This is a genomic window from Labedella populi, from assembly GCF_004078655.1.
Taxonomy (GTDB): Bacteria; Actinomycetota; Actinomycetes; order Actinomycetales; family Microbacteriaceae; genus Labedella; species Labedella populi.
The window spans coordinates 432,736-445,643 of sequence record NZ_RZNC01000001.1 but is presented as its reverse complement, the minus strand read 5'-3'; the positions used below and the strand labels follow the sequence as shown (position 1 = coordinate 445,643).

The window sequence follows — 12,908 nt, the reverse complement described above, 5'->3', positions numbered from 1 at the left end:
CCTACGCCTCCTGGATGTCGTACACGTAGAAGAGGGAGTTGAGCCCATTCTCGGGCACACCGGTGATGCCGTCGCGCACGATGCGCAGCTGAGGGTTGAGGTACAGCCAGACGCTCGCGGCGTCGTCCGAGATCTTCTGGTTCACCTGCGTGATGAGCTCCGTCTGCTGCTCCGTCGAGTCGGCCTGCTCGGCCTCGGCGAGCCAGCCCTGGACCTCGGCGTCGTCGTAGCCCCAGTAGAAGTCAGGGTTGCCGTAGAAGTTGATGTCACGATCGTTGACGTGGCCCTGCAGCGTCGCCTCGAAGTCGTGGTCCGTGTAGACCTTCTCGTACCACTCGTCGTCGGTGATGATGTTGATGTCGACCGTCACGCCGACCTTCGCGAGCTCCGTCTGGAGGAACTCCGCGACCGTCGAGTGGACGCCCGAGTCGGGGGTGTCGATCGTGAACGAGAAGCCGTCGGCGTAGCCCGCGTCGGCGAGCAGGTCGGCCGAGAGCTCGGGGTCGTACGGGTTGTTGTCCGCGAGGTCGAGGTACCACGGCTCCGACGGGGGGACCATCGAGCCGATGAGCTGGCCGCGGCCGTCCCAGATCGCGTCGAGCAGCTGTTCGCGGTCGATGGCCGAGTAGACCGCCTTCCGCACGTTCACGTCGTCGAAGGGAGCCACGCGGTCGTTGAACGCGAGCAGCTCCTTCGTCGTCGACGTGCCCTCGATGATCTCGTAGTCGCCCGATTCGAACTCGGCGAGGCTGTCGGGGTTCGACTGGCTCGTCACGAGGTCGACCGCGCCCGTGACGAGGGCGTTGTTGAGGGCCGTCGGGTCGGCGTAGTACTGGTAGACCACGCCGCCGTTGGCGGGCGCGTCGCCCCAGTAGTCGTCGTTGACGTCGAGGGTGATCGAGTCGCCCTTGCGGTAGTCGCCGAGGGAGTACGGACCGGTGCCGTCGGCCGCGGCCGTGAGGTCGCCCGCCTCCGGGTTGACGATCCAGACGTAGCCGAGGTTGTAGGTGAAGCTGATCGACTTGCTCGAGAGCGTCACTTCCACGGTCTTGTCGTCGACGGCCGTGACGGTGTCGATGACGCTCAGCTGGCTCTTGCGGGCCGCGATCGACTCCTCGCCGATGAAGCGCTCGAGGCTGTACTTCACGGCCTCCGCGGTGAGCGGCGCTCCCGAGTGGAACGTCGCGTCCTGCAGCGTGAACGTGTAGGTGAGGCCGTCCTCGGAGACCTCGGTCTCGGCCGCGAGGAGCGGCTCGACCTCGGCGTCGTCGGTGATCCTGAAGAGGCCCTCGTAGACGTTTCCGGTGAAGACCTCGGTGACGCCGGAGCTGCCGCCGAAGATCTGGTCGAGGTTCGTGGGTTCGTTCTGCGAGCCGACGATGATCTCGGCGTTCGCGTCGGGGGCGGCCCCGGTCGATCCGGCGCCTCCCGCGCAGCCCGCGAGGACGAGGAGGCTCGCGGTGGCGGCGGCGAGTGTGGCCGTGAGTCGGTTTCGGTGGTGGCGTGTGATCACGTCAGAGTCCTTTGCTGGGTGCGGGGACGCCGATCGCGTCCCCGGGGCGGCGGTGCCGCGGAGATGAATGAGGAGGTGCGAGTGCGAACGGACGAATCCCGACGCCACAGCTGCGGACGAGAGTCCGTCAGATCGAGAAGCCGTCAAAGAAGCGCACTCGCTTCTCCCCCGCGCGGAGCGGGACCGGCAACCGGTTCTGCAGCGGCGGGAGCGGACAGTTCATCTGGTTGGAGAAACCGCACGGCGGCACGATGGCGCGATTGAAGTCGATCGTGATCGGGATGCTGTCTCCGGGGGCGAGGTCGCTCGTCGCTCCGGGGTGGTCGAGGAAGAGGAAGCGGCCGGCGCCGTAGCTCTCGCGACCGTTCGTCGTGTCGCCGAAGACGAGCTGCAGACTCGCGTGCCCGTCGTGGTCGGTGTCGAACGCGGCGAAGCGGTACTCGACGCCGTCGAGGTCGAAGACGAGGTCACCCGAGACGGGGAGGGCACGCGTGGCACCGGCGTCGCGGAGGTGTTCGAAGGGCACGACGCGCTGCTCATCGACGAGTTCGAACCGGCCCTCGATGACCCACTCCGGCGCGTAGTCGTAGTACTCGATGCCCTCGAACGCCTGGTTCGCAGGAGAGTCGGCGCGCCAGATCCGGTAGCCCTCTTGCGGCTCGCCCGTGTCGATGTCGGTGCGCTGCAAGCGCGTGAGCACGGCGGAGTCGGGCTGGCCCTCGCGAGCGGTCGCGTCGTCGACGGCCGGGGCGCCGGCGGGGCTCCAGTGCGTGAGCACGAGCGCGAGGTTCCCGAGGGGCGCGGTCACGGCGTCGCGCCGCTTCTGCTGCCACGCCTCGTACTCGCCGATCGCGGTCTCGACCGTTGCGTTCATTCCCACACGCTCCACTTCATCAGAAACCAGACGCCGAGCGGTAACCTCATGTCGCTTTGTTGCATTCCCGATCCATCCAAATGGATCGACCCCATCCGGTGAGGTGTGTTCGATCAAGATGCGCTCACTGCCGTCGAGGCGATCGAGCCGGCGGTCTATGAGCGTGTCGCCCTGGCCGCAGGTGGTCGACGCTGGCGAGCCGCTGCGGGCGGTCGGTGACACGGCTGGATTCGCCGTGGTCGACGAATAATCGCTCACAGCCGGCGGCGCGAAGCTCTGCCTCTTGAGCGTCGGGGTTCTGCTGGCGCTTCGAAACTCGGGCGTAACCGACTTCATCTGCCATACCGAAAACGGTGCCGCTGATGTTCCGGCGCGGTGTGGTTTCGGCGAGAGTTTCCGGCGGATCAGGGGTCGGCGTGTCGCGCACTTAGGCGTCGACGTCGAGACTCCAGCTGAAAACGATCGATTTCGGACAGCGCACCACGGCTACTGCTCACTGTCGCGGATAGCCCTCCGCTCCCGAGACGATTACCGGACAGCGTCAGTGAGACGAGAAGCCCGCGGGTTCTGCGAGCTCGTGTCGGCGCTACCCCGTGTCCGCATCAGGATCCCCTTACGGACTGGGTCGACCGTCGCGTGATGCTGCAGGTAACCAAAAGGGATCGTGTCGCACGTGGCCTCCCCATCTACGCGCCCGCGAACTCCTCGGTGCTGTCCGCTCGACGTCACCTTGTGATTGGGGCAGTAAGCGAGCGGCTCGGGCAGCAGTACCACCTAAAGTGGTGTAGCCCGCGGCGGTGGGCAACGAACAATCTCCGGAGCATGGGAGCCTGCTTCACGAGCAACAGGCCGCGCGAGAATCGGACACTTCAGGAGGCTGATGATGAGACTGAAAAAGATGGGAATGTTCGGCGTTGCGATTGCCCTTGTAAGCCTGACTGCCGGTTGTACCCATGATGAGGCCTATGTGGATAAATTCTCCGGTCGGCCAACCGATGCACCGCCCGCAACCGAATCATCGTACGGGCCAGAAGCCAGATGGTCGGAAACGGGCAACGTCCTGATTACTACGTGGGGCAGTTCGAGTTGCCCGTCTACGCCCTCCGCCATATCTCTACTCACTCCGTCGGTGGTGCTGGTCGAGCTGGCACCGCCGCCTGACGGAGCGTGCACGGCCGATATGGCTGCCACGACGTTTGAAATGGAACTCCCTGAGGAAGCACAAGAATCGCGCATCGAGAGCGCGATTGTGGGGGAACAGAAAGTGCAGTTACCCCCATTCGGGTGAGTTGCAACGTCGCTTCTTGCAGACCGTCTGCATCATTTGGTTAGCTGACTAAGCATTCGAATCGAGTTGGGTGGCTCTCTCTCGGATCCGTGCGCGAAGGACTCGCTCTCTATGAAAATTCCTATGTATAGGACAACGTTCAGTGTTGTTGCGGTCGCGGCTCTCGTCGGCCTTAGTTCTCTAACGCCAGCAGCGGCGGCGGATAAAGACAGGCCCGGGCTTGTCCCATTTACCGGACCGATCCCGTCTGACGCAGTGTGGGAGACCCCGGGCAAAGACAGTGACGGACTTTCCGCCGATACTGAGGATGGTCTGTGGGATCTAATGTCTAGTCCCTCGGCCCCAGACGTGAACACGTTTGAGTGGGATTCGGCTACTTCAACCTTGTTGGTCTACTCAACCGAAGACCCGACCGCTCTTCAGGCCAAACTTGATGAGTATCTTCCTGCTCAGCGTGTCTCGATTGTTCCGGCGATCCACTCAAAGGAAGAGGTGGACGCAGCGATTGGAACGCTCACGTCCGATGGCGGCAAACTCGAATCTGGAGTTCAGATCGCGGACATTCTTCCCGCGAAAGACGGTTCGTCTCTCACCGTAAGGATCGCAGCGCCGACGTCGCGGATTGACATGAGTGGTCTCAGCGACCGCCTGAAGCAGACGACAGGACTCGATGTTTCCGTTGAGACAGCTCCGGAGATGCAAGCTACCGCGTTCAGGAACGTCGCGACGTTCTCCACCCTAATTAGCGGTGCATATATGAAGGACCTGGAGACGGGCTACGGCTGCAGCACCGGCTACCGAATTCAGAACATCACAACGAATCAAGCGGCGATGTTATCTGCGGACCACTGCGGACGACAAAACCCTGGAAATGAATGGAACTACAGCACAGTAGTGGGGAACGGATCCTCACTCGGCACGATGACGAGTTCCGTCAGTCAGTACGACCTGGGGCGCTGGACGGGCGGAAGTGTCGGAGCGCTCTATCCAGCGGTGTTTACGGGAACAAATACAAGCACCACTCCCATCACTCTGGTGCGTGGCGGTTCGATCCCAGTTGTCGGGCACTCACTTTGCTTCAGCGGTGCGTACTCGGGAAATGTGTGCAACAACAATGTGACCTCGACGAACAACACGACGTGCTTCCAAGAACCGGCCGTCTGCTACTGGGGAACCGCCTACACCACCCAAACTTCGGGCACCCCGGCCGCAGGCCAGGGTGACAGTGGCGGCCCCGCCTACCGTCTTGTCGATGGACTCCTGCACGCCTCGGGGATCATCAGCGGAATCCACGGTCCGGTGTCCCCTACGTGCACCGGCGACGCAGGTGGTCGGCTATGCAGTTCCCAGGTCATTGTCCAGCCTGTTACCCCCGGGACCGGCTGGGGCCTCGCCTATGTGCCCTAGGTCGTGTTGCTAAAGGCTCCTGTTGAGTCGATAGCTTGGTCATGTGCTTCGTGATTCGGTGACGGTGGCGACGAGCATCCACGCGTCTGTTGACGTTGTCTGGCGGTGCCTGACCGTTGGTAGGGGCGCGTGGTGGCCTGAGATGCGCTTTGAGGCGGTCGTCGGCTCTCCGCTCGTTGAGACCTGGGTCGAGGAAGGCCGCCAGGCAAGTGCGACGGGAAGCGTCACGCGATGCGACGAGCCGAGTCTTCTCGGATTCAGCTGGACGGAAGAGGGCTGGGATCACCCCCTCGACGTCGTGATTGACCTCGTTACGCACGGGGAGTCGACCTCGGTCACACTCACCGAGTCAGGATTCTCCCGCGCTCGGACTCCGCACTCGTTGCCTGCGGAACACGAAGAGGGGTGGCGGTATCACTTAGCAGGGTTGAAGCGCGCGAGCGAGGACCAAGCAGCCGACGTTGATGCTCAGTGAACGCTGCTGGTGAGCCAGTGGAGTGTCGCGGCGAGGCAGAGCCCGGAATGGTAGTTGCAGGCGGTCTTGTCTGAACGCATCGCGATCCCGCGCCACTGCTTGAGCTTGTTGAAGCATCGCTCGACAACGTTGCGGCCGCGGTAGCGGACCCGCTGCTCGTCGCCGAAATCGATCGGTCGCCCGCGCCGCTTGCGCCGGTGGGCGATCTGATCGTCACGCTCGGGGATCGTCGCGGCGATTCCGCGCTCGCGCAGCCAGGCCCGGTTTGCCTTCGACGGGTAGCCCTTGTCCGCGAGCACCCGGTCCGGCCGGGACCGCGGCCTGCCCCTCCCGCTCGGGACGCGGATCTCGCTCAGCGTCGCAGTCAGCATGCTGGTGTCCGCCGCCTGTCCCGGGGTGAGGATGAACGCGAGGGCCCTGCCCTTCCCGTCGCAGACCAGGTGGTTCTTTGTCGTCAGCCCACCGCGGGAGCGGCCGATCGCGTGATCCGCCGGTTCCTCACCGAACTTCTTGTAGTTCGACAGAGCCCCCTGTGGTGCGGGGAAGGGTAGCGCCGTGCTGGTGCACGCGCACGATCGTGGAGTCGATCGACGCGACCCAATCCAGGTCCCCGGACTGCTGCGCGAGCGACTGCGCCTTCTCCAGCACGCGCACCCACACGCCCTGTTCGGCCCACCGGTTGAAGTTCTTGTAGATCGTGTTCCAGTTCCCGAACCGCTCCGGCACGTCCCGCCACGGCGCACCCGTGCGAAACCTCCACGCGGTGGCCTCGACCACAATGCGTCTATCCACCGGAGGCCGCCCGGTCACCTTGGCAGTCGGGAACAGCGGACCGATCACAGCCCACGCCTCATCGGAAATCACATCGCGCGACACGCGTCCAAGACTTACCCGCTAGCTACCGAAGCGCCTTTAGCAACACACCCTAGCCCACATACCAGCTCGAGCAGCGGGAAGTAAGCCACAGCCACCCACACTTCCCGCGAATCGTTCTGGTCTTATCGGGTGGGGGCAAGCCGGCCCCCACCCGATAATTTTGCCCTGTTTGTGGCGCGCTACCGCGTAGGAAGAGTCTTCTGAGAGGCGCCCTCTCGCCTGGGGTGCGAGCGAGGAAAGTTGCCATACCATGGCGAAGCATCACACAAGCCCACAAGATTCCCGGGGGGTCTCGTGGAACGATCCCCATACGGACAACGTGACGGCTCGACAGATTCGTGTCCCAACATTCGGAGTTGCACCGAGTCAGAAGCGACGGCTGCGGCACTCCCGCGTCACCCCCCAACTGCGTCCCCTATCTGCCCGACTGTGCTCCTGAGACGTCCGAGCTAGATTCACAGCAGGCGAACCGGGGGTCCGCGGTAGAAGGGGGGAACATGAACACGCAATCGGTCGGCGTGAGACGGCGTCGGGATCAGATGGTTCTCGTTGCCATTTCACTTGGGGCGATGATCGGAGGGGCGACGGTGGTGCCCGCCTACGCGGACGACGCCGTTTCGGACGCAGAGCATGTCACCGACGTATCGCCGGTAGCAGAGCGCTTCGATGATCTATCCGCTCAGAAGGCGGCCGTCAACGGGAACACCGTCAGCCTTGATGACGGTGGCACGGACTTGACCGTCGAGTTACCTGTGGCAGAGTCGGCAGACTCCTCGTTGGCAGAAAATCTGGTTTCGCTGTCTGTCGACGAGTCATACAGCGTCGTCCCAGCAGTCCTTGACGACGGCTCCGTCGCGATCCACTCGGTCCTGAACGATTCCAGCGCGCCGACGACATACGACTACACGATCGACCTTCCTGAGGGAGCCGCACTCGAGCCGCTAGAAGGCGGGGGAGCCGTTGCCTACAACTTGGACGGGTCGCCAGCGGTCTTTGTGGCGCCGCCCTGGGCCACTGACGCGAACGGCGAGGCGGTGGAAACCCACTACACGATGCAAGGGAATACGATCACGCAGCACGTCGGGGTCACGAAGGATTCTGCGTTCCCCGTCGTTGCCGATCCCTGGCTGGGAGTCGACCTCATCTCGAAGTTCAAGTGGTGGACGTATAAGGGCAAGCCCGCGATCTCTGTGTCAGTGACGCCGATGATGGCGGCTATCAATTCCCACGATGCGGACTGGGCTGGGTGGAGTGAGCTCTTGAATAAGGTGACGAAGTCGAGCAAGTCGAAAGGTACAGAGCTTCGGAAGGTCACCTATCGTCAACAGTGGCTTTGCCATGCTTGGGGAAAGGCGCTCATCGGGGTCGGTGGATGGCTCGGGGTCGACAAGAAGCCGACGTGGGACCTCGAGAGCAGCCGCGGCACAAGTAAGGATCCGGTCAAGGCTGTCACGTCGAAATGCTCATGGTGAGAGGAACAATCATGCAGAGGAACCTTCGAGCGAGTGCCGTGTCCGCAGTGGTGCTCCTGGCCAGCTTGGTGGCGATGGGGGCGATGGGTGCGTCGACGTCCTCTCCCGCAGTCCCTTTCGACGGCGATAGCGATACGCCGGCGCTGATGATCGCCGCTACAGCGCTGTACTCCGTCATGGCGTTGTCTCTCCTCGCCCTCGGCTGGTATCTCGGTCGAGCTTGGTCTGCAGCGATCGGTGGTTCGTCACTGCCGACCCTCAGCACGCTGGCCGCCGCCGTTGCCTCGTGTGCGTTCCTGGTGATGGTCGTGTTGTTCGGCGAGGCGTCGAACAACGAGGCAACAAGTAGGCCAGCCGACGAGATGTGGACACTCACCGTCATCGCGACCGGGACGCTCGCAGCAGGGGTCAGCGTCGTCGCTGCACTCCTCACTCTCCGACGAGGCGGACGCCAATCGCCAATGCTGCAACCCCGCTGAAACAAGGCGACAACCGACGTAACGGAAAGCCCCTCAGGCAGCTGCGCGGGGGGCCTTCTGATCAGTAGTGTGAGCCCCGTGCCGTCTACCCCGGATCCTGACGCGTCGATAGTCGACCGATGGCTGGGCTACGGAGCCGACCTCGCGGGCGCGCTCGCTGGTGCCGGCGTCGGTTCTGCCGTGGCGGGTCCCCCGGGCGCCGTGTTCGGTGCCGTGCTCGGGACGGGCATCACCACTGCTCTCAGCGAAGCGAGCAGCCGTCTCCTGTCAGCGCGCGAGAAGAGCAGGATCGGGGCCGTTGTCGTCCTCGCGCGCGATCGTCTGATCAAGCACCTCGAGGAGGGCGCCACACTGCGGGGTGACGAGATCATCCGGGCGCGGCTGGACGGGCGATCACCCGCAGACGAGGTCATCGAACACGTCCTGCAGGTCGCGCGGGGATCGTTTGAAGAGCGCAAGCTGCCCCACATTGCGGCGACGCTGGCGAACGTTGCCGTCAGCGATTGGCTCGACGAACGCACAGCGCACTGGCTAATCACCACCGTTGAGGGCCTGAGCTGGCCGAAGCTCGTGGCATTGGCGCTGATCGCAGACAAGGACAACCCACTGCCAGACGTCGAGCTCGAGTCCGTCACAGAGTGGTCTCCATGGTCGCTAGATCGCGTGTTCTATGAGTTGCAGTACGCGGATAGCCTCGTCGGGCGAGAGCGCCGTAAGAGCGAGAACGGCATACCCATCTTTTCGTCATCGCTTCTTTCGGACATGAGACTCACAGCGGGTGGGCATCTCATCACGTCGGCGGCCGACCTGGCGTCGATCTCTCCGGCTGATCGCGACGAGATGCACGAAGCACTTCTCGCCGAATCGAAACCACTCTCTAATTAGAGCCGATATTGGATATTATGTCAGCTCAACCTCGCGCCGAAGAATCTGCGGCCTGAATTCCGAAAGACGATCCCCATACGGACAGGACGGCTTGCCTAGGCTGGTCCTATGCCGTCGGATGTTCAGACCTCCTACTCGAAGCGAGCAGAGGAGTACACGACTCTCTTCGGGTCAATGGAGTCTGTTCACCCTTCGGATGTGCAGCTGGTGACGGCCTGGGCTGGTCAGATTGATGGTCCGATATTGGATGCCGGTTGCGGTCCCGGGCATTGGACCGGATATTTGGCGGAGAAGGGCCACGATTCGCGCGGCGTCGATCACGTACGGGCCTTCATCGCTCATGCTCGGGAGGTTCATCCCGGAGTGCCGTTCGATGTCGGCAGCATCGACGTGCTTCCAGACGCCCCCGGGAGCCTCGGGGGCGTCCTCGCCTGGTACTCGCTGATCCATCACAAACCCGCGACCATCGCTCGTCCTCTCGGTGAGTTCGCACGCGTCCTGCGGCCCGGGGGAGGTCTGCTGCTGGGGTTCTTCACCGGCCCCGCGGTCGAGCCTTTCGAGCACGCCGTTGTCGGGGCGTACCGGTGGCCGCCCGAGGTTCTGGCGGAGGAAGTGAGACGAGCGGGCTTCGAGGTCGTGGAGATCCACACGCGCACGGGAGCAGCGCCGAAACCCCGCCCTCATGGCGCCATCCTTGCTCGGCTGCGCGTCACTGGGCGTTGAGCGGTCCCCGTCGGACCTCGACGGAGCGCATGGTTGCTCGGCCTCCGGAGCGACCACGAGACTGCTCTGATGGAACTACAACGCTTACAACGTGACGTCGAGCTTGTGTCCCAGGGCTATGCCGCGCGGAACGAGATCGAGCGAACCGACGACTGGCTCTTACTCAAGCTGCACGAGGAGGTGGGCGAACTGACACAGGCCTATCTCGCGCGAGCCGGGCAGGCGCGGGACAAGGGCCGATCCTCGGAGGAGCTCGAGGCCGACTTTCGCGCAGAGATGGCGGATGTATTCGCTCAGGTCCTGTTGCTGGCTGAACGGTTCGAAGTCGATCTGTGGGACGAGGTTGGTCGGAAGTGGCTCGTCTGGAAGCCCGCGCGTTAGACCATCCTCTTACGGACAATGTGGCGGGACCTCGGATGGGAGGTGCCATTATGTGCGCATGAGCCTGAGCCCGGATACGAAGCACTTCATCGCTCTCCGCAAGGAACTGACGGAGATCCGCACCGAGTTGAAGAGCGCCGATCGCGTCCTCACGCCGCAGGAACGCGACATCGTCACCCTCGCTCAAGCTGAAGCGTTGTGCGACCTTGCGGCCACGATGAACAACGGAATCATCGTCGGCGTCGAACAGTAGAAACGCGCTCTAAACCGATTGGCGCGTGCAGCTCGTCGTTGCGGCCGAAGTCGGCCCGCCCGGGGTCAGGTGCTTGATGCGCGCGCTTTGTACGTGGACGTGAGCCCGAGCCGCTGGGTGAGGTCGTCGAGGCGTTCTCTGTCGGGCCGGTCAACTTGGCACCTATCCCAGATCGCGAGCGTATGGAGCAGGTACGTTGCGGCGAGGGCGATGTACGCGCTGGCGTTGCGGAACGAGGCGTGAGGGCGAGCAGACATCCCAATCTCAGACCTCTCATCGACTTCCGTGTAGAGGTCCACGATGGGCACTCCCGCGTGCGTCCACGCTGAGGCAGCGCGGTAGAGCAGGTACCAGTTCTCCCCACCCTCGATTGCCTGCATCCGCTGTTGGATGAGGTGGCCCGAGGCGGGCCCGAGCATTTCGAGCAGCTTCTCGGTCTCGGCCAGACGCTCGCCGGCGATGAGGTCCGACGGGTCGAGCTCTTGCATTTCACGTAGAGCTCGAGCACGGCTCTTGGCACCGTCGCTACTGAACGAGCGCCACGCGTCCTCGACTGCATGAACCCATATCGCCGTGACTGCATCCTCCATAAGGCACCGGACCAACGGGATTGCCGGCACAGGCTGGCTCGCTCGGTACAGCGTTAGGACTCCCCGACCGCAGTCGACCGCGTGAGCGGCAAGCCCCCGAACGATGACCCCGACGCGGATCCGATCCGCAGGGTCCCTCACCAATTGTGCGTCCGTTCGAGCTGTCTGAGCTTGATCCCAGATATCGAGCAATTCTTCGAGTACCTGCCGGTAGGAGACGGGCCGTGACGACATGAGCCCATCGTGTCTCACACCGGCGACACGCGCGATGAACGGGGAGAGTTTGCGGTTCGTGTCCGATCAGGTGCCGTGCCGACACCTATGACGGGTGAGGCGCGCTGAGCGCCGCGCGGAGGCGAGGAGAACGGCATGCACGCTGTACGGTCGAAGATCATGGAACGGTTCGGACGAGGCAGCCACGTCTTCGTCGACGAATCGAAAGCACGCGGCTACTACATCGCAGCTGCGGCGGTCTCCTCCGGGGATCTCCAGGCAACCAGCCGTGAGCTACGGGGGTTGGTGCGTCGCGGGCAGCGACGTATCCACTTCACGCACGAGTCGGATTCATCGCGACGCTCGATCCTGTCGAGCATGTGCGAGCTCGACGTCCGCGTGGTCGTGTATGAAGTCCACGGCGCCGACGACAAGACGGCGCGGACGCTGTGCGTCGAACAGCTCGTGATCGACGCGGCGGACGGCGGCGCGAACCGGCTTGTCCTCGAGCGCGACGAGTCATTGGAACACGCGGACCGGAAGTTGATCGCTGCGACGCTGCGGGGCCGCGACGGCCGCGCGGACCTGCAGTATGCGCATGCGGGTCCGGCGGAGCACCCACAGCTCTGGGTCGCTGATGCGGTGGCCTGGTGCTACCAAGCACGCGGCGACTGGATCCGCCGATGCGACTCGATCGTCGAGGCCGTCGTTCGCCTCCGTTAAATGCGCGAGCCTGGCTCGTCGAACCGTCCGGATGACTGCCAGGCTTACTTCTCGGGGCTAGTGCCCTTCGCACGTCATACGTTACGCGCACGTGTCGTGCTGCGCAACAAGCTGCGTGACCGCACGGCCTCGCACGGGCCCATACAAGGGTCGAGACAACGACGGCGCCAGCCGCCCTATCAGCGGCGGCACGCTGCGGCGGGTCGTGGATCACCGTGTCAGCTGCAGGCGGACCAAAGGCCGACCCCGTGACTGGCTGCGGACTTCTCGGCTTCTCTGTGCGCCGCCTGGCCGTCGTAGTCCGCGTCATAGGTGTACTCGTGGCCGACGCCGGCTCCAAGGGCCAGGACGGCCGCACTCTTCCCGTCGACGAGGACGTGTCGCAACAGCCGTCCGTACCGGTCGACGTCGTCTTGCGTCGGGTCGCTGCGGAGCTCGACGGTGCGGCCGTAGAGGAGGTCGTTCACGGACGTTCGGGCCTCGTCGGCGTAGCAGTCGCTCGTCTCGCCGGGTTCTCGAGCGATTTCCGGGGTGTCGATTCCGATGATGCGGATCCGCGCTTCCCCGTCGGGCAGCTGCACGTCGATCGTGTCTCCGTCGACGACCGCGACCACTTCACCCTCCTCAGCCTCGACCGTCGACGCCTGGTCGGAGGGGGCAGGCGTGCAAGCCGTGATCCCGCCGAGCATGAGAGCGATGAGAAACGTCGACGCGGCACGTCGTCGCCGCGAGACGCTCACGACCGGTTCCCCTTCC

General features: G+C 63.9%; 15 protein-coding genes and 1 pseudogene. 10 read left to right on the top strand and 6 right to left on the bottom strand.

Going from position 1 to position 12,908, the window contains the following annotated elements:
* Window position 1 precedes the first annotated feature (1 nt).
* From ELQ92_RS02240 to ELQ92_RS02230, 3 genes are all read right to left on the bottom strand, one after another.
* On the bottom strand, window positions 2-1,513 hold the full coding sequence (locus ELQ92_RS02240; protein ID WP_243694818.1) for an ABC transporter substrate-binding protein: 1,512 nt from the start codon (window positions 1,511-1,513) through the stop codon (window positions 2-4).
* Between the two features lie 127 nt (window positions 1,514-1,640).
* Window positions 1,641-2,387 carry a DUF1684 domain-containing protein gene (locus ELQ92_RS02235; protein WP_128497990.1) on the bottom strand — a complete coding sequence of 249 codons (747 nt, stop codon included), beginning with the start codon at window positions 2,385-2,387 and terminating at the stop codon, window positions 1,641-1,643.
* Window positions 2,388-2,511: 124 nt separating this feature from the next.
* Window positions 2,512-2,730, bottom strand: coding sequence for a recombinase family protein (locus ELQ92_RS02230; RefSeq protein WP_243694884.1), 219 nt, complete (start codon window positions 2,728-2,730; stop codon window positions 2,512-2,514).
* A 540-nt stretch (window positions 2,731-3,270) separates the two neighbouring features.
* On the opposite strand from ELQ92_RS02230, the gene ELQ92_RS02225 reads away from it, so the two are divergent.
* The 3 genes from ELQ92_RS02225 to ELQ92_RS02215 all read left to right on the top strand — a co-directional run bounded on the left by ELQ92_RS02225 (window position 3,271) and on the right by ELQ92_RS02215 (window position 5,557).
* Window positions 3,271-3,675, top strand: coding sequence for a hypothetical protein (locus ELQ92_RS02225; RefSeq protein WP_128497313.1), 405 nt, complete (start codon window positions 3,271-3,273; stop codon window positions 3,673-3,675).
* A 348-nt stretch (window positions 3,676-4,023) separates the two neighbouring features.
* Window positions 4,024-5,082, top strand: a complete 1,059-nt coding sequence (locus ELQ92_RS02220) for a chymotrypsin family serine protease (RefSeq protein WP_166426681.1) — start codon at window positions 4,024-4,026, stop codon at window positions 5,080-5,082.
* Between the two features lie 43 nt (window positions 5,083-5,125).
* Window positions 5,126-5,557, top strand: a complete 432-nt coding sequence (locus ELQ92_RS02215; RefSeq protein WP_341810985.1) for an SRPBCC family protein — start codon at window positions 5,126-5,128, stop codon at window positions 5,555-5,557.
* Here ELQ92_RS02215 and ELQ92_RS02210 read toward each other — a convergent pair.
* Window positions 5,551-6,433 (bottom strand): annotated as a pseudogene (locus ELQ92_RS02210) (IS5 family transposase). The gene ELQ92_RS02215 and the pseudogene ELQ92_RS02210 overlap by 7 nt on opposite strands.
* Window positions 6,434-6,930: 497 nt before the next feature.
* On the opposite strand from ELQ92_RS02210, the gene ELQ92_RS02205 reads away from it, so the two are divergent.
* From ELQ92_RS02205 to ELQ92_RS02180, 6 genes are all read left to right on the top strand, one after another.
* Window positions 6,931-7,905, top strand: coding sequence for a DUF2599 domain-containing protein (locus tag ELQ92_RS02205; RefSeq protein WP_128497311.1), 975 nt, complete (start codon window positions 6,931-6,933; stop codon window positions 7,903-7,905).
* Window positions 7,906-7,916: 11 nt separating this feature from the next.
* Window positions 7,917-8,384 (top strand): hypothetical protein, encoded by a 468-nt coding sequence (locus ELQ92_RS02200; protein WP_166426680.1) that lies wholly within the window; start codon window positions 7,917-7,919, stop codon window positions 8,382-8,384.
* 78 nt (window positions 8,385-8,462) lie between these two features.
* Window positions 8,463-9,269 carry a hypothetical protein gene (locus ELQ92_RS02195; protein WP_128497309.1) on the top strand — a complete coding sequence of 269 codons (807 nt, stop codon included), beginning with the start codon at window positions 8,463-8,465 and terminating at the stop codon, window positions 9,267-9,269.
* A gap of 108 nt (window positions 9,270-9,377) precedes the next feature.
* Entirely contained in the window at window positions 9,378-9,992 is a 615-nt protein-coding gene (locus tag ELQ92_RS02190; protein ID WP_128497308.1) for a class I SAM-dependent methyltransferase, read from the top strand.
* A 69-nt stretch (window positions 9,993-10,061) separates the two neighbouring features.
* Window positions 10,062-10,373, top strand: a complete 312-nt coding sequence (locus ELQ92_RS02185; protein ID WP_128497307.1) for a nucleoside triphosphate pyrophosphohydrolase family protein — start codon at window positions 10,062-10,064, stop codon at window positions 10,371-10,373.
* A 58-nt stretch (window positions 10,374-10,431) separates the two neighbouring features.
* Window positions 10,432-10,626, top strand: coding sequence for a hypothetical protein (locus ELQ92_RS02180; RefSeq protein ID WP_128497306.1), 195 nt, complete (start codon window positions 10,432-10,434; stop codon window positions 10,624-10,626).
* Between the two features lie 65 nt (window positions 10,627-10,691).
* Here the strand turns inward: ELQ92_RS02180 and ELQ92_RS02175 are convergent, their stop codons facing one another.
* Window positions 10,692-11,450, bottom strand: coding sequence for a DUF5677 domain-containing protein (locus ELQ92_RS02175; protein WP_128497305.1), 759 nt, complete (start codon window positions 11,448-11,450; stop codon window positions 10,692-10,694).
* A 135-nt stretch (window positions 11,451-11,585) separates the two neighbouring features.
* On the opposite strand from ELQ92_RS02175, the gene ELQ92_RS02170 reads away from it, so the two are divergent.
* Complete coding sequence (locus ELQ92_RS02170) at window positions 11,586-12,152, top strand: hypothetical protein (protein WP_128497304.1); 567 nt, start codon at window positions 11,586-11,588, stop codon at window positions 12,150-12,152.
* A gap of 218 nt (window positions 12,153-12,370) precedes the next feature.
* Here ELQ92_RS02170 and ELQ92_RS02165 read toward each other — a convergent pair whose 3' ends face one another.
* Window positions 12,371-12,892: a thermonuclease family protein gene (locus tag ELQ92_RS02165; protein ID WP_128497303.1), complete on the bottom strand. Its 522-nt coding sequence runs from the start codon at window positions 12,890-12,892 to the stop codon at window positions 12,371-12,373.
* Between the last annotated feature and the right edge of the window lie 16 nt (window positions 12,893-12,908).

Coding starts and splice junctions, on each gene's coding strand:
- ELQ92_RS02235 (WP_128497990.1), bottom strand. CDS start 2,387: ATGAACGCAACGGTCGAGACCGCGATCGGCGAGTACGAGGCGTGGCAG.
- ELQ92_RS02230 (WP_243694884.1), bottom strand. CDS start 2,730: ATGGCAGATGAAGTCGGTTACGCCCGAGTTTCGAAGCGCCAGCAGAAC.
- ELQ92_RS02225 (WP_128497313.1), top strand. CDS start 3,271: ATGAGACTGAAAAAGATGGGAATGTTCGGCGTTGCGATTGCCCTTGTA.
- ELQ92_RS02205 (WP_128497311.1), top strand. CDS start 6,931: ATGAACACGCAATCGGTCGGCGTGAGACGGCGTCGGGATCAGATGGTT.
- ELQ92_RS02200 (WP_166426680.1), top strand. CDS start 7,917: ATGCAGAGGAACCTTCGAGCGAGTGCCGTGTCCGCAGTGGTGCTCCTG.
- ELQ92_RS02190 (WP_128497308.1), top strand. CDS start 9,378: ATGCCGTCGGATGTTCAGACCTCCTACTCGAAGCGAGCAGAGGAGTAC.
- ELQ92_RS02185 (WP_128497307.1), top strand. CDS start 10,062: ATGGAACTACAACGCTTACAACGTGACGTCGAGCTTGTGTCCCAGGGC.
- ELQ92_RS02180 (WP_128497306.1), top strand. CDS start 10,432: ATGAGCCTGAGCCCGGATACGAAGCACTTCATCGCTCTCCGCAAGGAA.
- ELQ92_RS02175 (WP_128497305.1), bottom strand. CDS start 11,450: ATGTCGTCACGGCCCGTCTCCTACCGGCAGGTACTCGAAGAATTGCTC.
- ELQ92_RS02170 (WP_128497304.1), top strand. CDS start 11,586: ATGCACGCTGTACGGTCGAAGATCATGGAACGGTTCGGACGAGGCAGC.